Source organism: Acinetobacter sp. ANC 4910 (assembly GCF_004331035.1).
Classification (GTDB): Bacteria; Pseudomonadota; Gammaproteobacteria; order Pseudomonadales; family Moraxellaceae; genus Acinetobacter.
Map to the genome: position 1 here is coordinate 39,070 of NZ_SJNT01000008.1, position 22,159 is coordinate 61,228.

Consider the following 22,159-nt stretch of genomic DNA (forward strand, 5'->3'; position numbering starts at 1 on the left):
TTTATTATTATTTAAATCAGTCGGTTATCGTGTTGTTTGAAGCCCAATCCACCCCGATTGGGCTTTTTTATGCACTTTTCATGTTCCACGGTCAATAAGCGAGCAAAGTTCCACATCTTTCATTAGATAAAATACAAAATTTACTTCATTCACTCTTCGCCAACAGCGCCAAATAATCCTCAAAACAATCAGGATGCTGTAATTCAAAATCCATCTTCTGCATATTGGAAGCATAAATTCGCTTACCTGATACCACATCGCTTTCCAAGACTAAAACTGGTAGTGCCAACTGCTGCTGAAACCACTGAATAATTTCATGCAAAGGAATAGGCTGATTATTTGTGACAATATAAGAGCTTTCAGGATGTTCCACGTGAATCAAATGCGCCAGAAAGCGGGCTAAATCTTCAATATGAATACGATTGCTATAATGAATGTTCGGATACGTCGAGGTCTGCTGCGCCAGTTTCACCATACGTGCGACAGAAGCTCCGTAAATGCCTGTCGGGCGAATAATAATACTTTGCTCAGGATACGCAGCCTGCCACAACAATTCCATCTGCCGTAGAATCTCGCCTTGTGCATCGATCGGCTTAGGCACACTAGCATCATCAATACGCTCCCCCGCTTGTTCGCCATAAACTCGTGTTGAAGACACTACGATGACTTTTTTGACAGGATGAGCTTGTAAGGCCTTCTGCATCGCAGGAATCGCATCGACAAAAGTCGCTTGATAGCCTTCAGGTGTACTCGATGCAAGAGATAATAATACATAGACGATATCTACGGGAGCAATCTGACTCAAATCAAGTTGATGAATATCTTGAATCAAATGCGTGGCAAAATCTTGCGGTTTAGCTGTACGACTAATTGTGGTAATTTGGTGGCCTTGTTGAAATAATTGTTTAGCAACCCGTTGAGATGTTTTACCATAACCTATAAATAAAATATGCATTTAGCACCTAATGAGCACTTTAGTTGAGGGGACATGGCCGCAGTCCAACAATTGCATGGGGTTGGAAGTGCCTCTGCTGCATTACTTGAAAAACTGAATATTTTCACCACGGATGATTTACTGTTTCATCTGCCGCGGGATTATGAAGATCGTAGCACGATCATTCCAATGAACCAATTGGCGGTTGGGCGCAGCTATCTGCTTGAAGGTACGGTAAAATCTGTCGACTTTCCCTCAGGAAAGCGCAAATCTATGGCCATTTTACTGGATGATGAACTCGGTAAAGTCACGCTACGCTTTTATCACCTGTATAAAGCCCTGACTGACCGCGGCAAGGTGGGCAACCGTTTACGGGTTTTTGGAGAAGTTCGTGTCGGTGCTCGTGGTTTGGAAATGTATCATCCTGAAATTCAGTTAATTAGCGAACATACGCCTCTACCACAAACCCAGCTCACGGCAATTTACCCTGCTACCGATGGGCTGACCCAAACCAAGCTACGTGAATACGTCAAACATGCCTTAAAACAGCACAGTGATGATCTACCAGAGTTGCTACCACAGAAATTCACCAATGGCTATGCATTAAAACAAGCCTTATATTACATCCATGAACCGCCACTGGATGCCAATATGTTGCAGTTGAGTCAAGGCTCACATCCTGCACAGCAACGCCTGATTTTTGAAGAGTTGGTAGCTCATCAAGTCAGCCTGCTGACCCGTCGTGCCTACATTCAGCAAATTGCAGCTCCTTCGTTTACCAACAGTAAAACCTTTGCTAAACAACTGCTTGCCGCTTTACCCTTTAAAATGACCGCAGCCCAGCAGCGCGTGTCTAAAGAAATCTCCGATGATTTAAAGCAACACAAGCCAATGTTACGTCTGGTACAAGGCGATGTTGGTGCGGGTAAAACGCTCGTGGCAGCTCTTGCTGCTTGTCATGCTTTAGAAGAAGGTTGGCAAGTTGCCCTCATGGCACCGACTGAAATTCTCGCAGAACAACATTATTTGAATTTTAAACGCTGGTTTGAACCTTTGGGTTTAAGTGTGGCATGGCTATCAGGCAAGCAAAAAGGTAAAGCCCGTGCCTTAGCAGAGCAACAGATTCAACAAGGCTCGGCTCAACTGGTAATTGGTACCCACGCCTTGTTCCAAGACAGTGTTGCCTTTCATAAATTGGGTTTGGTGATTATTGATGAGCAACACCGCTTTGGGGTCGATCAGCGTTTAGCGCTTCGTAATAAAGGCGCACAGCAAACCACGCCACATCAACTGGTGATGACCGCAACCCCTATTCCACGTACTCTCGCCATGTCCGCATATGGGGACTTGGATACCTCAGTGATTGATGAATTGCCGCCTGGTCGAACCCCGATTCAAACGGTGACTATTCCTTTGGACCGTCGTGAAGAAGTGTTACAACGGATTGCCAGTAATTGTGCCGAGGGCAAACAAGCCTATTGGGTTTGTACATTGGTCGAACAGTCAGAAACTTTAGATGCTCAAGCCGCAGAAGCCACCTATGCCGAAATCAAACAACGTTTTCCAACACTAAATATCGGACTGGTACATGGCAAAATGAAAGCCGATGACAAGCAAGCCGTCATGCAACAGTTCAAGGACAATGAGCTACAACTGCTTATTGCAACCACAGTGATTGAAGTCGGCGTGGATGTGCCAAATGCCTCTATTATGGTGATTGAAAATGCCGAGCGTCTGGGCTTATCACAACTGCATCAGTTGCGTGGTCGTGTCGGACGTGGTGCCAAGGCCAGTTTTTGCGCCCTGCTGTATAAAAATCCACTCTCGCAAAATGGACAAGAACGCTTACGCATCATGCGTGAAACCAATGACGGCTTTATCATTGCAGAGAAAGATTTAGAAATTCGTGGTCCCGGTGAATTACTCGGCACTAAACAAACGGGAGATATGGGCTTTCGCGTTGCCAAATTAGAACGGGATGATCATTTGCTCAATCAAGCACATTATGTCGCACAGCAAATCCTGAAAGACTATCCAGTTCAGGCAGATGCTTTACTTAAACGCTGGCTGCCTGAAGCCCCTCGCTATGCCTATGTTTAAACCTTTTTTATCTAGCGCTCAGCAATGGCTACATTCAGTACTACCATGTCAGTTTTGTGGACTTGAGCGTGGTCATCAGGCGAGCCTCTGTCAAGATTGCTGGAACCATTTACCTTGGTTCAAACAAAGTGTGCAACGCCAAGAAATTGAGGTTCAAGTCGCCTGCCATTATGCCTATCCGCTCGATCGCGTGATTCAGCAATTTAAATACGAGCAACAACTACATTTTCAAATTTTGCTGACTGGACTACTGAAACAGCTCGAATATCGACAAATTCAGGCGATTGTCCCTATGCCGATTTCGACTCAGCGCTTAGCCGAACGAGGTTATAACCAAAGTGTCATTCTGGCACAGCGTTTGGGACAACACTTAAACATTCCAGTCTGGCAACCCATTCAACGGCAGCATCAACATGCACAAAAAGGCTTAAGCCGTTTAGAACGGCTGGATCAAATTGAACAGCAATTTAAAATCGCCCCGACAAATCGACTGCGTTTTCGTCGCGTGTTAATGCTGGATGATGTAGTGACGACAGGCAGCTCGCTCAAAACCTTAGAACGAGCACTTGCCGAATTGGGTTGCCGAAAAATTGAAGCGGTTTGTATTGCGGCAGCTCAAGCCTAACCTTCGCCAAATTTTAAACAACCGCTCAGATCAAATGCACTATGCTTGGGTTTTGAATTGCTCACGCACCCACGGCAACACGATTTCTCGAGTCAATGGGGCCAATGGCGTCATTTGATCATCCCAATCAATCCATTTCAGTTCTGCAATTTCAGCCGCAATTTGTGGTGCAGTGTCTAGTTCCACATGGAATACATGGCTTATCAATAAATGATCGGGTTCATTGGCCGCAGCGGTTTCGAAGCATCCAACAAACTGAATAATTTTCGCCTGACAACCAATTTCTTCCGCGATTTCACGCAAGATACAATCTTCAGGTGCTTCATCTGGTTCTAGCTTGCCACCCACCTGCATAAAAAAACGAGTGTTGTGCTTACGCACCAATAACAACTGCTGTTGTGTATTTAACACAATACCCGCAGCGACAGTAATTTGTTTCATTAGGCGTGTTTCACCAAGTCTTGCTGCTCGGTCATGCCCCATTTCGGGGTAGGTGCAGTAAATACATCAAACTGCTGTAGAATCGCTTCAACTGAGTTTTCAGCAATTAAGGTCTCTGTGAAACGTGAATGCGTAAAGCCTTTTTCGGTCGTTAAGTTGATGAATTTAAGCAAGTCATCATAAAATCCTTCAACATTTAAAAATGCACACGGTTTTAAGTGAATCCCCAGTTGTGCCCACGTCCATTGCTCAAAAATTTCTTCCAAAGTCCCCGCACCTCCTGGCAATGCAATAAATGCATCGGAAAGCTCGGACATTTTAGTTTTACGTTCATGCATGTTTTTCACCACATGCAGTTCCGTTAAATCAGGATGCGCCAACTCACGATCCACCAAGGCATGCGGAATAACCCCAATCACTCGTCCACCCGCCTGCAAGGCACTATCTGCAATGACCCCCATCAAACCCGAGCGCCCACCACCATAGACCAGTGTTTTACCTTTCTGAGCCAAAGTTTTGCCAACATGACGCGCTGTTTCTAAAAAAATTGTGTCTGTACCAACCGCTGAACCACAAAAAACTGCAATAGAATGTGTCATTATTTCACCATGTTATGATCTTGTCATACCGCGAACGTAAACTAGATGGAGATTTTTTCATAAATTAGCAATCCAAGCAGTGTTTTTCATGAAATCCTTGTCTAAAATACACCCATCGATTTAACCCATACTGCGTAAGGGAGAAAAGACATCCATGCTTGAAGCCTTTTACGCCACAGAGCGCGGTAGCTTAGAAGATGCCACCATTAATGGCGGTTTTGATTTACACCCAGAATTGGTCTGGGTCGATCTCATTGCACCTTCACAAGAAGAACAGCAATGGGTTTTAGATGCGTATGATCAAAACCTACCTACATTAAAGTCATTAGAAGACATCTCTTCATCTGCCCGATTCTACCGTGATGATGATGGTATTTTGCATATCAGCACGTATTTTTTAACGAAAAATAAAAATTATCAGGTGGATGGTGAAGCAGATGATAATTCCAGTATTTTAGCCACAGTACAAACCGTCGCTTTTATTTTGCATAAAGAGCGTTTGTTTACTCTGCGTGGTGAAAAGCTGGTGGCATTCCGTGCCTTTCGTGCACGCGCGCGTCGCAATGACTACGAAATTGACTATAAAGACCCGACTTGGGTCCTATTAGGTTTACTCGAAGCCAAACTGGATGAGCTTGCGGATATCTTAGAAGATATCCACAAGGACTTGGAAAAATACTCCACAGAGGTCCTGAATAACCGTCATCGTGAACAAATTCTCGACCTTGATGACATGATTACCCGACTGGCACAGTTAGAAGATATGTTGGGTAAGGCGCAACTGTGTTTGATTGACTTACGTCGTGTACTGACCTTTTTATCCCGTCCGCGTGCCCTAGGCAGTCATATCTATGATGCAGACATCCGAGAGTTGAGTGAAGATGTACGCTCACTGGTCGAACATGATGCCTTCTTGTTCCAGAAAGTGCGCTTCTTGCTAGATACCACATCAGGATTCATTAACACTGAACAGAATGACACCATTCGTCGCTTCTCGATTTTACCGAGTATGTTGGCACCCCCAATGTTAGTGGCAAGTATTTACGGTATGAATACGGATGTTTTACCCTTTGCCCACGGCACCACCAGTTTTATAGCCGTCAGCATGATTATTGTCGGCTTCTTTATTGGACCGCTGATTTACTTCCGCTGGAAAAAATGGATCTAAATATTATTTTTTGGATTGTATGATCCGCGAAGCACAACGGAACACTGTCTTTTTGAGCATAAGATTCAACATAAAAAAGCACCGCAATTGCGGTGCTTTTTTTTAGATGATCTGCAGATCATCTTGCAGGTGACAAGCCTGAATAATCTTCATCATTTTCTCAGGCACAGCCTTAAACTGTAAACCTTGTGCTTGTGGTGTTTGTCGCAACCAACGCACCAGCACAGCTAAAGCCAAGGTACTTCCTTGTTGTAACTGTGCCAAATTCACCACCACAGGCAACGGTTGTTTCTGAATCAATGCTAAACCCTGCTGATAATATTGCTCAGCATTGTCATAATCTATTTTTCCAGTTACCTGTAATTCCTGATTGACGAAACTAATCACCTTTCACCTATCTTATTTTTTCTTTACAGCTGCATCAGCATCTGGTTCAAAGTTAGCAATCGCTTTATCCAGATTACCACCATTACGCTTCACTGTCGCTGCGAACTGGTTACGGAATTGTAGACCTAAATCGATACCAGAAACATTGATGTTACGAATCTTCCATTGGCTACCTTTATCCGCCAACTGGAACGATACAGGAATCTTTTCACCATTGTTATTAAAGTCTATGGTCACAACAGGGTTAGCACTACCAGTCGCTTTATAAGGACGAACCGTGTAGGTTTGGTTACTGAATTTCGCAAATGCAGTGCCATAATTTTCAATCAGTGTTTCGCGAAAGTTCTTTTCAAACTGTGCACGTTGTGCCGCTGTACTGTACTGATTGGTTGCATAAGTACCCATCACAATACGGGTAAAAGCTTGTGAATCCACATATGGATCTAAGTTTTGACGTACAATGGCTTTTACTGCCGTTGGGTTGTTCTGCAATTTTGCATGATCGGCTTTTAAGCGACCAATTAAGCCATCCGCCACACGCTTAATAAATACTGGAGGGGCTTCAGCTGGCGCAGCAAATGCAGTACCTGCAATCATGGTTGATAAAATGCTTGCCGTTAGTGTTTGTTTCAACAACATATTCACTTCTAAATTCCTCTCTCAATTACTCAACAAATGCCGGTTCAGCATCTGTTTTGTCAGTTGGTGCCTCAGCTTCTGCTGATGGGGTCGATGACTTACCAGCACCTGCTGTAATAAATTTACTAATTAAATCTTCAAGATCCATCGTACCTTGAGTATTGGCAATGGATGCACCGCGCTTAACATAATTCAAGCCACCACCTGGAACAACTTTCAAATACTTCTCACCCAACAAACCATTGGTCGCTACCATTATGTAAGCATCTTCATCAATACTGGTGATGGATTTCATGTTCGCAATAAGTTGCTGTTCCATTTCTTTTTGTTGCGCTGGTGTTGCTGCAGTATATTCTGTGCTATAGCGTAACTCATCTAATGCATTGTTTTCGACTGTCTTTAACTGCTCTGCGTTAAATGACGTTAACTTGCCATCCAACTCAAAATGCACGGTTGCCAAACGCGTAACAGGATCTAAGGTAATATCCGTCACACGACCAATGGTTACACCACTCATGGTAACTTTAGCACGAGGCTTTAAGCCATTCACATTATCAAATTGTGCCGTCATGCTATACGCATCACGTAAGTTGGTGCCGACTAAGCCACTCACTTTCATTGCCAAGAAAAATAATGCAACACCGAAGACAATGACAAATAATCCTACGGCCAGCTCACTTGCACGTGATTTCATTAAACCCCTCCGAACATGACCGCAGTCAACACAAAATCAAAACCTAATACACAAAGCGATGAATACACCACAGTACGCGTTGTGGATGTCGCAATACCTTCCGATGTCGGTACACAGGTATAACCTTGATAGACCGCAATCCAAGTACACAAAATGGCAAAAACAATACTCTTAATAATCGTGCCATTAAAGATGTCTTTATAGAATTGCACATTACTTTGCATGCCACTCCAGAAAGAACCTTCATCTACGCCCAGAAAATCTACACCGACCATTTTACCGCCAATAATACCAATAGCAGCGAACACCACACTCAACATCGGCAAGCTGAAAATCCCAGCCCATAAGCGTGGTGAAACAATACGTTTTAAGGGATCAACCCCGATCATTTCCATACTGGACAATTGTTCAGTCGCTTTCATTAAACCAATTTCTGCGGTCAGTGCGGAACCTGCACGGCCAGCAAACAATAATGCTGCAACCACTGGGGCCAATTCACGCAACAAGGTTAATGACACCATAGTGCCCAACATGGCTTCTGAACCAATGTTGACCAAAATGGAATAGCCTTGTAGACCTAAAACCAAACCAATAAATAAGCCCGACACCGAAATAATCAGTAAGGACATCACCCCGACACGGTACATCTGGTAAACAAACAGTTTGACGCCTAACCATGTCGGCATTGAGCATAGAATTTGCAACAACATAATGGTTGCAACACCGACACCCTGAACACTTTGAATAACGCGTCTACCTAATGAGGCAATAGCATTCATGCACGAACCTCGCCTGCCAAATACGCTTGATGACTAAACTGATACTCTACAGGACCTTCAGCAGCCCCCGTAAGAAACTGACGTACAAATGGCGATGCATTGGCTTTCAACTCTGCTGGTGTGCCTTCACCTTGCACCTTCCCTTCTGCAACTACATAAATATAATCTGCAATGGAGAGGGTCTCTGACACATCATGCGACACAATAATTGTGGTCAGCTCTAATGCCTCACGCAGAGAACGAATTAATCGCGTGAGCACCCCTTTAACAATCGGATCCTGACCCGCAAAAGGCTCATCATACATAATCAATTCTGGATCTAATGCAATGGCGCGTGCCAATGCTACACGTCGGTTCATCCCACCCGAAAGCTCAGAAGGCATGAGCTGCTCTGTTCCACGCAACCCTACCGCTTCCAACTTTAGTGCGACCAATTCTGCAATCAAATGCTCAGGTAATTGGGTATGTGCACGTAAAGGAAATGCAACGTTTTCATAAACGCTCATATCGGTAAATAAGGCACCGCTTTGAAACAGCATGCCCATACGCGCCCGTGCCGCAAACAACTCATGTCGCGACATCTGCCCAATATCTTTACCATCAAGTAGCACTTGCCCATGATCTGGGGTCAATTGTCCCCCAATTAAACGTAGCAGTGTAGTTTTACCTGTTCCAGATGGCCCCATAATGGCGGTAATCTGACCACGTCGAATCTTCAGACTGACTTGTTCATAAATGATTCGTTCCCCTCGCTTAAAACTCAGATCTTTGACTTCAATCAAAGCTGAATTTTCAAGGGGTGCTTGATTATTCATAGCGGAGAAAGTTCCTGCAATTTTCCAGCACGCATACTATAAAGGATTGAACTATAAAATGTTACCTAGTTGCGTCGGGTAAACTGTGTGCAATTTGTTTTTTTGATTCTGGCATTTTAATTATATGAAACCACTCACACAGCATAAAAATTAGAACGCTGTGTTATATAAATTGAGCGTAAAAAAAATAGATCAGATTGCTCATAAAAAGAATAAAACTCAGATAAGGCATAACGACCTCTTTTAACGAGTACCCTAACATAGGTTGTTGTTCTATATTGTTGTTCATATTTGTCATATTTCAACATAAATTTGACTTAGTATACATTTTTAAAACAATAAACAAAATCTTTAAGCATAAAAAAACCAGCGCATTTGCGCTGGTTTTTTAGAAGCTATAACTTAGTCGTTAAACTTACGACGTGGGCGGTCAAAACCACCTTCAGTACGTGGACGATCTGAGTTAAATTCGCGCTTAGGGCGATCTTCGCCACCAAAAGTACGCTTAGGACGATCTTCACCACCGAAAGTACGTTTTGGACGGTCATCACCAAACGAACGTTGTGGACGGTCGCCAAAACCACCTTCACGACGTGGCGCTGGACGATCACCAAAATCACGTTTTGGACGGTCACCAAAAGAACCTTCACGACGTGGTTTATAGTCTACACGATTACCGCGGTTGTCATCATTCGATTCAAAACGTGGCTTATCGTTGAAGCCGCCTTCGCGACGTGGACGATCAGAGTTGAATTCACGCTTTGGACGATCATCAAAAGAACGTTGCGGACGATCACCAAAACCACCTTCACGACGTGGCGCTGGACGATCACCAAAATCACGCTTTGGACGGTCATCAAAAGAACGTTGTGGACGATCACCAAAACCGCCTTCACGACGTGGTGGACGATCGCTAAAATCACGACGTGGACGATCTTCACCGCCAAAAGCAGGACGTTCGCCACGTGGTTTGTCATCGTAGCTACGACGTGGACGATCTTCACCACCTTCACGACGTTTAAAATTGCTTTCGCCTTCAAAACGGCTACGACCACCGCCATCACGACCACGACCACCGCCGAAACCGCCACGACCACGACCGCCGCCATCACGACCACGACCGCCGCCATCACGACTACCGCGTGCAGGAGGTGGAGATGGCTCAAGACCTTCAATCTCAGATACGTTTAAACGAGCATCTAAGAAATCTTCTAAAGCACGGATCTTGCCGCGTTCACGGTAAGTTGCAAGTGTAATTGCTTTACCTGTACGACCAGCACGACCTGTACGACCGATACGGTGTACATAATCTTCGTTCTTCATAGGAAGACCAAAGTTAATTACGTGAGAAATTGTTGGTACGTCAAGACCACGAGCAGCAACGTCTGTTGCAACTAAGATTTTTGCACGACCTTCACGAATGCTGCGTAAACGACGGTTACGTACAGTTTGTGGCATAGCACCGTGAAGCGCTACAACTGATAAACCTGCTTCAGCAAGTTCTTCAGCCAACATATCTGTGTCTTCTTGAGTAGAAGCAAATACTACAGCTTGATCAACGTCTTCAGCGCTTAACCAATGAGTAAGTAATTTTTTCTTGTGTTCAAAGCCATCAGTCCAATGCAAAGTTTGAGTGATGTCAGTGTTTGTAGAGTGACCAGTTTCGATCGCAATACGTTGTGGATCATTCATCATGCGTTCTGCAAGGCTGATAATACGACCAGCAAAAGTTGCAGAGAACATTAATGTTTGTTTACGATTAGCAGCTAAATCACTGATTGCTTCTAGGTCTTCAGAGAAACCTAAGTCAAGCATACGGTCAGCTTCATCAACGATTAACGCGTCAACATTGTCTAATTTAATTTGACGACGGTTCACAAGGTCAAGTAAACGACCTGGTGTCGCAACAACAACTTGCGCGCCTTTTAACTGTTGGATTTGCTTACCAAACGGCATACCACCCATGATCGCTGCAATACGTGCACCTTTCATGTGACGTACAAATGCAATTGCGTCTTGGCTTACTTGTTGCGCCAACTCACGTGTTGGGCAAAGAACTAAAATATTCGGTTGAGTAATTGCTTTCATGCGTTCTTTGAACGGAACGAAAGTCTCTTGATCTGCAAGTGCGTTTAACGTTGGAAGTAAGAACGCCGCAGTTTTACCTGAACCTGTTTGGCTTGATACAAGAAGGTCTTTACCTTCTAAAGCAGCAGGAATCGATTGTTCCTGTACAGGCGTAGGAGAAGTAAAACCTAAGCTTTGTAAAGCTTGTTGTAACGATTCATGTAAAGGAAAATCAGCAAAAGTTTTGCTCATAGAGTATTTCACCCGAAAAATGGGTGCTCCATTAAATATATGGTCTGATGGACATCGGCAAAAAGCGGCACAGCAATAATCGCTGAAAATATAGAATCAGCGGCGATCCGAGAACGACGATGCGTATAACGCACATTTGATTACAGCCGCAACCTGAAGGAATCGCTTAAGCGATTGGGTGGGGCGCGAAATAATGTCCTCTCTTTGGACCGGACGCGCATACACAATGATAGAAGAGAATGTTCAGGTAATGAACGAAATTTAGTGCGTGGCGAGATTATAACAGCATATTTTTAAAAGTCACCTATTTTAATCGACTTTTACCATTTTTTTACAAAATATTATTCAAAGATGCAATTAAGCCTTGGAATTCTATATAAAAAAAGCCCTCAATTTTGAGAGCTTTTTTTATCATCACTTGATCACGTCATCATTCGATTACTTGGCAGCTTCGCCCCATGCTGGCACTACAGCCTGCATTAATGGCTTTAACATTTTCATTGAACATGCAAGTACTTGACCATTTTCCATAGAGTCGCTACCACCACGTGCATCAACCACAGTACCGCCCGCTTCTTTCACAATCAACTCGCCTGCTGCGATATCCCAAGGCTTTAAGCCGAGTTCGAAATAAGCATCGAAACGACCCGCTGCTACATATGCCAAATCTAATGCTGCTGAACCTGTACGACGGTATTGCGCGCCAGCTTCAGTTACATTTAACAATGAAGCAAAATGATTTTTTGCATAAGAAATCACTTCACCATTACGTTTTGCGCGGTAAGCATGACCTACAGACATGAATGTATTTTCAAGGCTGTCTTTCACATTTACACGAATACGACGTTGGTTCATCATGGCACCACGACCACGACTTGCAGAGAACAATTCATCTTTCACAGGGTCGTAAATTACGCCGTGTTGGGTAATGCCTTTATGTTGAACTGCAATAGAGATACAGAAGTGAGGAACACCATTAATGAAGTTTAAAGTACCATCAAGTGGGTCAATGATCCAACACCAATCTGCGTCGTGACCTTTGCCTTCTTGAAGACCAAACTCTTCACCAAGGAAACTGTGGTTTTTATAGCTTTTACGTAGGGTATCGATGGTCAATTGTTCCAAATAACGGTCTACACGCGTTACTGGTCCATCAATTCCTTTTTCTTCGACTTGTAGATCAAGTTTATGACGATTTTGATGCGCTTTTAAAAGCTCTTGACCGACTGTTTGAGCCGCACGCGCAGCCATCACCACCATAGGTTCCATTGAACACCCACTACAAATTTGAAGATATTGATTAAAGAATAATGCATAAAAGCCCTTATATCTTAACAAATATAAGCGCTTTTAGGGAAAAAATGTTTCGAAAATTTAGCTTTTGATTAGCTTATATTTTGCACAAGCTTTAACCATACGGATTCTATTGATTTAACAATGCCTTGTGCATCCAAGCCCGCTTGCTGCAACATCTGATTGTGTGTTGCCTGATGCATAAAGTTATCTGCCAAACCTAAATTCAACATCGGCTTAACAATCTGTGCTTGTGCCAAATATTCATTGACCGCACTCCCTGCACCCGCCATCACCGCATGTTCCTCAACCGTAACAAACAATTGTGTTTGATCGGCTAAGCTTGACAACATCTGCTCATCTAAAGGTTTCACAAAGCGCATATTGACCACACGCACCCCAACATCCAGTTGCTGTGCCAGACTATGTGCCGCTTCTACAGATGCAGCAACACGACTACCAAAGGCCAAAATACTGATTTGTTCATCGGCAGTTTCGTTCAATTGCAAGATGATTTCCGCGCGACCAATTTCAAGCTCAGTCATGTGCTGTTGTATTTCTACCCCTAAGCCATTGCCTCGTGGATAACGTACCGCAGCGGGTCCTGGATATAAATAGGCGGTATGCAGCATTTGACGGCATTCATTTTCGTCTTTCGGTGCCATAATCACCATGTTCGGCACAGTACGCATAAAGGCATAGTCATACGCACCTGCGTGGGTTGGACCATCCTCGCCCACCAGACCTGCACGGTCAATACCGAACGTCACATCCAAATTTTGTAATGCTACGTCATGAATCAACTGATCATAACCACGCTGCAAGAAAGTCGAATAAATCGCGACCACAGGTTTTAAACCTTCACAGGCCATGCCCGCAGCTAAAGTCACCGCATGCTGTTCCGCAATCGCCACGTCAAAGAAACGTTCTGGATATTGCTGCGCGAACTTGACCATGCCAGAACCTTCACACATGGCAGGTGTAATGGCCAGTAAACGCGAATCTTGTGCCGCTTGGTCACATAACCACTGACCAAAAACATCTGAATATTTAGGCGCGGTTTGCGGCGTTACCTTGGCATTTATTTTGCTAATGGCATGGTATTTAATTTGTTCTGCTTCGGCAGCTGCAAAGCCTTTGCCTTTTTTGGTATAGACGTGAATTAGACGTGGGCCACTACGCTTTTTCAAAGCTTCAAATACATGTGCCAATTCTTTGACATTATGACCATCGAATGGGCCGAAATAATCAAAACCAATCGCTTTAAATAGATTGTCCGCGGCTTCCGTTGCGGATTGATGCAACCGTGAATTGTACGACCATTTTGGATGCGGCTGAACATAGGCTTCACCTTGTTCTGAAATATGAACCGACTGACCACTTTCCCAAATGGCAGCCAAATGTTTGGCAAAACCACCTGTACTGCATGAAATCGACATATCGTTGTCGTTGAGCACTACCATCAAGTCAGCATTATGCGCCACTGCATCATTCATGGCTTCAAAGGCCATGCCCGCAGTCATTGCACCATCACCCACAATCGCCACCACATCGCAAGGATTTTGTTGGTAACGACGTGCTAAGGCCATCCCCAGACCCGCAGAAATTGCGGTAGAAGAGTGCCCGACCCCAAAGGTATCAAAAATCGATTCTTCACGCGCAGGAAATGCCGCCAAACCATCTTTAGCACGAATGGTGGTTAACAACTCACGACGACCTGTTAAAGCTTTATGCGGATAGGCTTGATGCCCCACATCCCAAATTAGGCGATCATCTGGCGTGTTAAAACAGTAATGCAGAGCAACTGTTAGCTCAATGACACCCAAGTTCGCGCCAAAATGTCCGCCGCTTTGTCCAGCTGCATACAAAATAAATTGACGTAACTCATCCGCCACTTGTGGTAGTTGATCACGCGCGAGCAAACGCAGTTGTTGTGGATGATCGATCGTATCCAGCAACGGTGTTACAGGGCGTTGAGTTGGTATTTCTGTATACAACATATGTGGCAAAGCCTTCTAAAGCCTGGCAAATCCTAAGCTAGGTAAATGGGTTACTCGATCATCGTGGGATGATATCACCTTCAATCAGCCACATTTCTGGCGATGCGTACTTGAGTACAAAACTCAATTGGCGTTTTTTGGTGCCTAGATTATCCTGAATAATATAGCTATTTATCAACTATTATCGTTCGCTTTCTACAAAAAAGAAAATCTTGCACACATTTTCAACGTCACTATTCTACTAATGTCCAAGCATTACGCTATACTTTAGTCAATTTATAAACTATTTAACGGGTTAAACAGTGCCTATAGAATTTGTCGCAACGTCTCGCCTTCCCACTGCTTTTGGTGAATTTAAAATTACGGTCTTCCAAGACCCGAAAACGGGTGAAGAACATGTGGCGCTCTCTAAAGGACTCGATACACCGCCAACGGGTCCAGTATTGGTTCGCATTCATTCGGAATGTTTAACTGGCGATGCTTTTGCCTCATTAAAATGTGATTGTGGCCCCCAATTACAAGCCACGCAAAAACTGATTAATGACGTGGGACAAGGCGTTATTCTCTATTTACGTCAGGAAGGTCGCGGCATTGGTCTTACCAATAAAATTCGCGCCTATGCCCTGCAAGATCAAGGACATGATACCGTCGATGCCAACCTCATGCTGAATTTACCTGCCGATGCACGTCGCTACGACATGTGTAGCATTATGTTGGATCATCTCAATATCAAAGAGGTCCGCTTAGTGACCAATAATCCACTCAAAATTAAAGCATTAACCGATCTTGGCATTAATGTGATTGATCGCGTACCACTCACTGTGGGTTTAAATCCGTTCAATGAAGATTATTTAAAAACCAAACATGAACGTATGGCACACATGTATAAAAAGGATGACTTTTAAGTCATCCTTACCTTATTTGTTCGCACACTTTCCAACCAACATCAACACTAAAATCAGCTAGATGGTCATTGAGAAAATACGGTTATTCGGCATTTTCCGACTTAAACGTAAATCAAACGCCATACAAATATTTCGAACAAAAGGTTTACCTTGCTCGGTAATCTGTATGTGATCGGCTTCAATCGTTAACAAACCATCTTTTTGCATTTCTTCCAGTTGTTGTAGCACCTGTGATAATTCTGTAAATCTCTGAGCTTTGTCCTGCCATGACGTCGTAAAGGTACACATTAAATTCAGAATATGTTGCCGAATGACCAAGTCTTCATCGCTTAAAATATGCCCACGATAGACAGGGATTTCATTCTGTTCTAGGCGCGCATAATAATCTTCTAAAGTCTTTTCATTTTGAGCAAAGCTGTACCAACTATCACTGATGGACGACAGCCCCAAACCAATCATGACTTGGGTTTTCGATGAGGTATACCCCATAAAATTACGATGCAAATTCGCTTGCTGAAAGGCTTGATACATTTTGTCGTGTGACAAAGCAAAATGATCCATCCCAATTTCATAATATCCATGTGCCAGCAGTTTTTTCTTGCCCTCTTCATAGAGCTGACGCTTTAAGTCGTCTTTCGGTACATCCTGATCTTTAAAACCACGTTGTCCATTGCCTTTAATCCAAGGCACATGTGCATAACTATAAAATGCCAAACGGTCTGGATGTAACAGATTGGTTTGATCAATGGTATGTAAAACATCGCTTAAATCTTGGAAAGGCAGGCCAAACACTAAATCATGCGAGATAGAGGTATAGCCTATTTCCCGCGCCCAATCCGTCACTTGTTGGACATGGGCAAAGGGTTGAATGCGATGAATAGCTTTTTGCACCTTCTCATTATAATCCTGCACCCCATAACTGACACGGCGAAAGCCCAAGTCATACAAGGCTTGTAAATGTTCTCGCGTGGTATTGTTCGGGTGCCCTTCAAAACTAAATTCATATTCTTCGGCAACTTCAGCTTTCGCCAAAATGCCTTGAATGAGTTGGGTTAAATGTTCGACCGAAAAGAAAGTCGGTGTGCCACCGCCCAAATGAATTTCTTTGATAATGGGTTTTTCCACCAACAACTGACAGTACAGGTCCCATTCTTTTAACACCGCTTGAATGTAAGGCTGTTCCATCTCATGCTTTTTGGTGACGCGTTTATGACACCCACAAAAGGTACATAGGCTTTCACAAAACGGCAGATGGATATACAAACTAATGCCTTCGCGAGCATTAGATTCATTAAATGCCCGTTTTAGGCTTTGCTTCCATTGCGCCAAACTAAAATCTTGCTCTTCCCAATACGGCACAGTCGGATAACTGGTATAGCGTGGACCTGCAACGTTATATTTTTGAATGAGTGAATTGGCTTGAGTCATGGATGCCCCATCAGAATCTCTGCCTGATACAACAGGCTTGAGCCTCCTATTGTGCGGAGCTTAAATTCAGAATTCAACCCAGCCTTTTAGTCGGGATAATTTCTATGAGATCAGATAGATACTCCCCTTTAAACACACAACTCCACTCACCCAAATAAGAAAAAAACCTTAATTTTTTTATGATTTTATGTTACATGTTAGGGCAACTTTTACTATTTTTCAGAGGCTAGAGATGCAGCATCCAACGTCCACAGATATTCAACGTGTTCGTGATTTTCTTCTCGATTTACAAGCCCGTATTTGCGCCAGTCTAGAACAACAAGAACGTGCTGGCGGTGGAACTGCTGAATTTGTGATTGATGATTGGCAACGCCCTGAAGGCGGTGGCGGACGTTCACGCGTATTACAAAATGGTACGGTGATTGAAAAAGGCGGGGTGATGTTCTCACACATCAACATTTCCAAACTGCCTGCTTCTGCCACCGAACGTCATCCTTCGATTGCAGGTGCAAAAGCGCAAGCCATGGGCGTGTCTTTAGTGATTCATCCTAAAAACCCCAATGTACCGACGTCACATGCCAATGTCCGTTTATTTGTAGCGGAGCCTGAAGGACAAGACCCGATTTGGTGGTTCGGCGGTGGCTTTGATCTCACCCCATTTTATCCTAATGATGAAGATGTACTGTCATGGCATCAAACGGCATATGACTTATGTGCTCCATTTGGCGAAACGGTTTATTCGCAACATAAACAATGGTGTGATGACTATTTCTATTTAAAGCATCGTGATGAACAACGGGGTGTTGGTGGTTTATTCTTTGATGATTTAAATCAATGGGACTTTGAAACCTGTTTTAACTACATTCAAGCCGTGGGCAATGGTTACCTAAACGCTATCTTGCCCATTTTCCAAAAAAATCAAGATAAACCCTATACTGAAGCACAACGTGAATTTCAGCTTTACCGTCGTGGTCGTTATGTGGAATACAACTTGGTTTATGACCGCGGCACATTATTTGGGCTACAAACAGGTGGACGGATTGAATCCATCTTGGTCAGTCTGCCTAATTTAGCCGCATGGTCGTATCGGCCTGAATGGGAACAAAATAGTCCCGAAAAACGCCTAACCGATTACTACTTAAAACCGCAGGACTGGTTAACAGAACTGGCTCCACAATAACCAGCTGCATAAATTTTAAAATAGCCACGACTGAAAGTGGCTATTTTTTTGCATATGGTTTCTGAAGGATGTGAACATTTCTGGCATATTCGCTTACAGCTTTAAACTGTGCAACACCTGATTTTTGGTTACACTCATTCAAGTTCAATGCGTTGATTCACTGTATGTGTAGCAACAGGTCAAATGGACGGTGATTTTTTTAACTTTAGGTTTAATGATGATTAAAACAATGCCATCAACAACAGGATTATTTTGGAGCACGCTGTTTACCTTTTGTGCCGCACTCAGTATTAATCTTATTTATGAATATGCACTCACCGATCACTTGAGTTTAAGTGTCACTATTTTGGCAGGCGCTGTTTTGCTGATTACCTTGTTCTTATTATTAATTGAGGTTGTACAAGGTATTTGTAACCCCTAAGTATATCTGCAATAAGAAGCTCTCTCAGAGAGAATCATTCAAGGCGTTCTGGTCTTTAGCATTGCACCAAATTACCGTATAGTGCTGCATATTTCTCCACTGGATCTTGTGTGATGCGCAAACAGTTTGCCGTGATTGGCAACCCGATTGAACAGTCCCGTTCCCCTGAACTTCACCATGCCTTTGCAGCAAAAACAGGCATTGATCTCCACTACAGCAAACGTTTGGCTCCTCTTGATGGCTTTGAAGCCAGTGTGCAGGAGTTTTTCGCTCAGGGAGGCTGCGGCATGAATGTCACTGTTCCATTTAAAGAGCAGGCCTTCGCGCAATGTCAGATACTGACCGAACGCGCTAAAATTGCCAAGGCAGTCAATACCCTGTGGATGCAAGATGGAATACTGTATGGCGATAATACCGATGGCCAAGGTCTGGTCGATGCCATACACGCCTTGGGATGGTCACTCACACAAAGCCGTATCTTAATTTTAGGTGCGGGTGGAGCAACACGTGGTGTGATCTACCCCTTGGTACAAGCAGGCGCGAAAAAAATCGTGATCGCCAATCGCACCCTATCTCGGGCGGAACAACTGGTGACAGATTTACAACAGCATGTCCCGCAAGCTGAACTCAGTGCGACAGCGCTCGACACCTTAACTGGAGAATTTGATTTGGTGATTAATGCCACTTCTGCCAGTTTGAGTGGTGAAGCCTTAATCCTTCCAGAACAACTGATCTTTCAGCATGCTTATGAAATGGCCTACGGTAAACCTTCCAGTTTTCTTGATCAAGCCAAAGCACGCGGCATTCCAAGTTCTGAAGGTTTTGGCATGTTAGTCGGACAAGCCATTGAAGCCTTTTCAATTTGGAATGGGGTAAAGCCTGAATTAAAAGATTTCCTTTAATCACTCAATAAAATCCATGCAAAAAATAAAAAAAGCCAACCGACTGGGGTTGGCTTTTTTTGATCTATGGCTTTATTTCAGGTGAGTCACCACAGCTACATAGGCTTTTTCATACAGATCATAATCCATAAAACCATCGTGGTCTTTGCTTAACTTGGCAATGGATTTTTCCGAAAGTTTATTTTTACGATCATCGGCAAAGGCTTGACCCAACACGACTGCCGCACTTTTTAAGGATGTGACTTGCTCAGCATTCAGCTCATAATCATCCTTAAATAATTCAACATAATAGTCTGCAAATACTGCTTGTGGGGTTTTGAATTGTTGAATCCGCTTATTCCATGCCTGATATTCTTTCGCGCCTTCTGAAGCTTCCTGAACAATACGCGCAGCACTATAGCCCAACTCATCAAACTGGTCTGGCTCAAGCAATTTATGCTTGTCCTTGAGTGCATTTAAGCGTGTTAACGCTTTGCCTTTCGGTTCTTCTAAACGGTCATTGAATCGGTAAGCATAAACTTCCGCAATTTCATTTAATTCACTATTGCTATAGTGCTTCACCACTTCAGGACGGTTTGCAGACAGCATCAAAACAAATACGGATTGATAGGTTTTGATATAAGAACCCGTGCTCGCAAAGGTTTTTTCTGCCAAGTCCGACAACTGCTGATCAAAGCTCAAACGATCTGTCTGCTGCCCATCCAAATCACTTTCAGACATGCCTAAAGATTTGGTAAAACCAGTCACTACATTTTCTAACATTGAACCTTTGGTGACTTCTTCAACCGATTTAGCATCACGTAACGCTTTTTTATCAATCGGTGTAGCATGTCCATAATTCAAGACCTGCATATCTACATGGATACCGAAATTACCCATCTTCTCATCAGCAAATTGTAATTGATATGCCAAATCTACTGCACGACCTTGATCATCCAGCGCAACATCAACAGTCACTGGCATAGCCTGTTCACTTTCTGCTAAAGCAGCCTGAATTTCAGGCTGATGCTTAATCCATAGTGCTTTAAACGCTTGTACATCCGTCAATTTCTCGCTGACATACGGTTCAAAAATATGTTGTATCTCTTGCATCGCCAGCAAGTTTTTCTCAAGCGTAGAAGCAGAAGCCGTTGATTTCGTATTGTCTTGCTCTGCTTGTAGCAACTTGATGCCGTACATATCCTGACAGTAAGTCACATCGCCCATCGCGAGATGTTTTTTACTGCCCAACAACGCTTCACATGCCTGTTCCGATAAAAGTTGACTTGACGATGCTGTAGTAACCGCAGCAGTGGTAACATCTGCCGCAGTTGCATCTTCAACAGCTTCTTCCTGTGCTTCGGCAACATATTCCGTATTCTCAGCGGTGTCGGTTGATTCTTGCTCTGGATATAACAACTCATCCAAACGATTGTTGATTAAGGTTGCAACACGCTCGGAAGATGAAGAAGCTTGTGTACTTACCGATGAACTGCTTGCTTCAACCACGGCTTCTGCAGCTTTTGCAGCCTCTTCTGCTGCTGTTGATGCATCCTCACTGACGGCATCAGTTTCAACCAAGCCCAAGACCTGCTGATTAAAATACGGTTTATTGATTTGCTCAAAAGTATTCATTTGCAGGATTAAACTGCCCAAATCACCTTGATAGCGGATTTTGTTGCGAATGCCCTGCTGTTTTTCTGATGCTGAAACATGCACACGCTGTAACTGTTTAGTGTCTGCCAGTACATAAGGCAAAGCATTCATCTGTTTTAGGTAATCGACCAGTTTAGGTACATTGACACGATCAAGATCTTGTTTATATTTGGAAAAATCTAGATACGCATAAGATGCCTGACTGTCTTTATTGACCAAGTACGGCATGAAAGCGAAATAATTGGCATAGAACTTATAGTTTTGAAAATCCACCACCATTGGGAGCTTAGCTTCAACCAGTAGTGTTGGTTTTTGATATTTGGCCACCAGATTTAACGAGGCCATTTTGTCTCGATAATGGACCGAACCATCATAGCTAATTTTTAAATCATTCATGAAATTCATGAGACCAGCAGCAACGCGTGCGGATGATGAATCCGAGCCTTTGCTATAAGCATACGACGGGTTTTGCTCTGCAACAATTGCCTCATACAAGGCCAGTTTTTCTTGTTTACTCAACGACAACTTTTGTTGTTTTAAGTACTGATCTAACTGCTTTTGAATGGCAGGGTCTAAATTCTGCGTTGAATTCGAGGCTGGTTGAGTACTGGCAATTTTGCCTTTACTGGTATCGAACTGGAAACCCATGTTACCGCGATAATCGTAACTCGGATATTCATACATCGCATTGACGCCAGTAACCGCTTGTTGTTCCAAAGAGGTATTGGCCAAAGAAGATGCATTCGAATTGGATTTTATGACATGCTGAGAGCAACCGACCATGCTCAAACTTAAAAGACAGCAACTTAAATATTTTAAACGCATAGGTTTTTTTAAACCCCTTATTTATTTATACTTTAAGACATCAAGAAAATTGATTAAATGATCAAAAGAC

Annotated in this window: 20 protein-coding genes; 7 read left to right on the plus strand and 13 right to left on the minus strand. The window is 43.4% G+C overall.

The window, feature by feature from the left end; genetic code table 11:
* Positions 1 to 145: 145 nt before the first annotated feature.
* Positions 146 to 955, minus strand: coding sequence for an NAD(P)H-binding protein (locus tag E0H82_RS10250; RefSeq protein WP_131264523.1), 810 nt, complete (start codon positions 953 to 955; stop codon positions 146 to 148).
* A gap of 33 nt (positions 956 to 988) precedes the next feature.
* Between E0H82_RS10250 and recG the strand changes: the two genes are divergently transcribed.
* Both recG and E0H82_RS10260 read left to right on the plus strand, forming a co-directional pair.
* Positions 989 to 3,034 (plus strand): ATP-dependent DNA helicase RecG, encoded by a 2,046-nt coding sequence (gene recG / locus E0H82_RS10255; RefSeq protein WP_131264524.1) that lies wholly within the window; start codon positions 989 to 991, stop codon positions 3,032 to 3,034.
* Complete coding sequence (locus tag E0H82_RS10260; protein ID WP_131264525.1) at positions 3,021 to 3,659, plus strand: ComF family protein; 639 nt, start codon at positions 3,021 to 3,023, stop codon at positions 3,657 to 3,659. Before recG ends, E0H82_RS10260 begins: the two co-directional genes overlap by 14 nt.
* 39 nt (positions 3,660 to 3,698) lie before the next feature.
* On the opposite strand, the gene E0H82_RS10265 is transcribed toward E0H82_RS10260, so the two are convergent.
* Positions 3,699 to 4,100 carry an NUDIX hydrolase gene (locus E0H82_RS10265; protein WP_131264526.1) on the minus strand — a complete coding sequence of 134 codons (402 nt, stop codon included), beginning with the start codon at positions 4,098 to 4,100 and terminating at the stop codon, positions 3,699 to 3,701.
* A complete protein-coding gene (locus E0H82_RS10270; RefSeq protein ID WP_131264527.1) occupies positions 4,100 to 4,699 on the minus strand; it encodes a TIGR00730 family Rossman fold protein in 600 nt (199 codons plus the stop codon). Before E0H82_RS10270 ends, E0H82_RS10265 begins: the two co-directional genes overlap by 1 nt.
* 154 nt (positions 4,700 to 4,853) lie before the next feature.
* Here E0H82_RS10270 and E0H82_RS10275 point away from each other — a divergent pair, with 154 nt between their 5' ends.
* Positions 4,854 to 5,867 carry a magnesium and cobalt transport protein CorA gene (locus E0H82_RS10275; RefSeq protein WP_016168624.1) on the plus strand — a complete coding sequence of 338 codons (1,014 nt, stop codon included), beginning with the start codon at positions 4,854 to 4,856 and terminating at the stop codon, positions 5,865 to 5,867.
* A 102-nt stretch (positions 5,868 to 5,969) separates the two neighbouring features.
* Here E0H82_RS10275 and E0H82_RS10280 read toward each other — a convergent pair whose 3' ends face one another.
* The 8 genes from E0H82_RS10280 to dxs all read right to left on the minus strand — a co-directional run bounded on the left by E0H82_RS10280 (position 5,970) and on the right by dxs (position 14,793).
* Positions 5,970 to 6,254, minus strand: coding sequence for an STAS domain-containing protein (locus E0H82_RS10280; protein ID WP_131264528.1), 285 nt, complete (start codon positions 6,252 to 6,254; stop codon positions 5,970 to 5,972).
* 12 nt (positions 6,255 to 6,266) lie between these two features.
* Positions 6,267 to 6,899: an MlaC/ttg2D family ABC transporter substrate-binding protein gene (locus E0H82_RS10285; protein ID WP_131264529.1), complete on the minus strand. Its 633-nt coding sequence runs from the start codon at positions 6,897 to 6,899 to the stop codon at positions 6,267 to 6,269.
* A gap of 19 nt (positions 6,900 to 6,918) precedes the next feature.
* Entirely contained in the window at positions 6,919 to 7,587 is a 669-nt protein-coding gene (locus E0H82_RS10290) for an outer membrane lipid asymmetry maintenance protein MlaD (RefSeq protein WP_131264530.1), read from the minus strand.
* The gene (mlaE, locus tag E0H82_RS10295; RefSeq protein WP_116761088.1) at positions 7,587 to 8,366 is read right to left on the minus strand and encodes a lipid asymmetry maintenance ABC transporter permease subunit MlaE; all 780 of its coding nucleotides are present in this window, start codon (positions 8,364 to 8,366) and stop codon (positions 7,587 to 7,589) included. The genes E0H82_RS10290 and mlaE overlap by 1 nt, the downstream gene beginning before the upstream one ends.
* The gene (locus E0H82_RS10300; RefSeq protein WP_131264531.1) at positions 8,363 to 9,181 is read right to left on the minus strand and encodes an ABC transporter ATP-binding protein; all 819 of its coding nucleotides are present in this window, start codon (positions 9,179 to 9,181) and stop codon (positions 8,363 to 8,365) included. The genes mlaE and E0H82_RS10300 overlap by 4 nt, the downstream gene beginning before the upstream one ends.
* Before the next feature lie 402 nt (positions 9,182 to 9,583).
* Positions 9,584 to 11,500 carry a DEAD/DEAH box helicase gene (locus E0H82_RS10305; protein WP_131264532.1) on the minus strand — a complete coding sequence of 639 codons (1,917 nt, stop codon included), beginning with the start codon at positions 11,498 to 11,500 and terminating at the stop codon, positions 9,584 to 9,586.
* Positions 11,501 to 11,938: 438 nt separating this feature from the next.
* The gene (locus E0H82_RS10310; protein ID WP_116761081.1) at positions 11,939 to 12,769 is read right to left on the minus strand and encodes an inositol monophosphatase family protein; all 831 of its coding nucleotides are present in this window, start codon (positions 12,767 to 12,769) and stop codon (positions 11,939 to 11,941) included.
* A gap of 116 nt (positions 12,770 to 12,885) precedes the next feature.
* On the minus strand, positions 12,886 to 14,793 hold the full coding sequence (gene dxs, locus E0H82_RS10315) for a 1-deoxy-D-xylulose-5-phosphate synthase (protein WP_131264533.1): 1,908 nt from the start codon (positions 14,791 to 14,793) through the stop codon (positions 12,886 to 12,888).
* A gap of 302 nt (positions 14,794 to 15,095) precedes the next feature.
* On the opposite strand from dxs, the gene ribA reads away from it, so the two are divergent.
* Complete coding sequence (gene ribA / locus E0H82_RS10320) at positions 15,096 to 15,698, plus strand: GTP cyclohydrolase II (protein WP_131264534.1); 603 nt, start codon at positions 15,096 to 15,098, stop codon at positions 15,696 to 15,698.
* 57 nt (positions 15,699 to 15,755) lie between these two features.
* On the opposite strand, the gene hemN is transcribed toward ribA, so the two are convergent.
* Positions 15,756 to 17,126: an oxygen-independent coproporphyrinogen III oxidase gene (hemN, locus tag E0H82_RS10325; protein WP_131264535.1), complete on the minus strand. Its 1,371-nt coding sequence runs from the start codon at positions 17,124 to 17,126 to the stop codon at positions 15,756 to 15,758.
* 232 nt (positions 17,127 to 17,358) lie between these two features.
* On the opposite strand from hemN, the gene hemF reads away from it, so the two are divergent.
* From hemF to aroE, 3 genes are all read left to right on the plus strand, one after another.
* On the plus strand, positions 17,359 to 18,306 hold the full coding sequence (hemF, locus tag E0H82_RS10330; protein ID WP_131264536.1) for an oxygen-dependent coproporphyrinogen oxidase: 948 nt from the start codon (positions 17,359 to 17,361) through the stop codon (positions 18,304 to 18,306).
* Positions 18,307 to 18,535: 229 nt separating this feature from the next.
* A complete protein-coding gene (locus E0H82_RS10335) occupies positions 18,536 to 18,727 on the plus strand; it encodes a hypothetical protein (RefSeq protein ID WP_131264537.1) in 192 nt (63 codons plus the stop codon).
* 113 nt (positions 18,728 to 18,840) lie between these two features.
* Complete coding sequence (gene aroE, locus E0H82_RS10340) at positions 18,841 to 19,629, plus strand: shikimate dehydrogenase (RefSeq protein ID WP_131264538.1); 789 nt, start codon at positions 18,841 to 18,843, stop codon at positions 19,627 to 19,629.
* 72 nt (positions 19,630 to 19,701) lie between these two features.
* Here the strand turns inward: aroE and E0H82_RS10345 are convergent, their stop codons facing one another.
* Complete coding sequence (locus E0H82_RS10345; protein WP_131264539.1) at positions 19,702 to 22,089, minus strand: hypothetical protein; 2,388 nt, start codon at positions 22,087 to 22,089, stop codon at positions 19,702 to 19,704.
* Between the last annotated feature and the right edge of the window lie 70 nt (positions 22,090 to 22,159).